The organism is Rhodococcus sp. HM1, from assembly GCF_023218075.1.
GTDB lineage: Bacteria > Actinomycetota > Actinomycetes > Mycobacteriales > Mycobacteriaceae > Rhodococcus.
The window spans coordinates 1-404 of sequence record NZ_JALPTB010000225.1 but is presented as its reverse complement, the minus strand read 5'-3'; the positions used below and the strand labels follow the sequence as shown (position 1 = coordinate 404).

Here is a 404-nt window from a genome sequence, read left to right as displayed (position 1 = left end):
TGGTGGTGTTGCCCTCTTCGAAATCGCGCTTTTCCAGGATGGCCTTGAGCGAGGCCAGCATTTCCGGGCTGCCGCAGAGCATGACCCGGTCCACCAGCGGATCGAGCGGGGGCACGCCCAGGTCGGTGAACAGCTTGCCGTTCTCGATCAGGTCGTTGATGCGGCCCTGGTTGCGGAACGGCTCGCGCGTGACGGTGGGGTAGTACTTGAGCTGCTTGGCCACCATCTCGCCCAGGAACTCGTGCTGCGGCAGCTCCTGCGTGATGAAGTCGTGGTAGGCCAGCTCGTTCACCTGGCGCACGCCGTGTACCAGCACCACTTCCTCGAACTTCTCGTAGGTGTCCGGATCGCGGATCACCGACAGGAACGGCGCGAGGCCGGTGCCGGTGGAGATGAGGTACAGG

1 pseudogene is annotated in these 404 nt (G+C 64.1%); it reads right to left on the bottom strand.

Annotated features, from left to right (window positions below):
- A pseudogene (locus M1M07_RS32535) lies at positions 1-404 on the bottom strand (ferredoxin--NADP reductase); the annotation flags it as partial.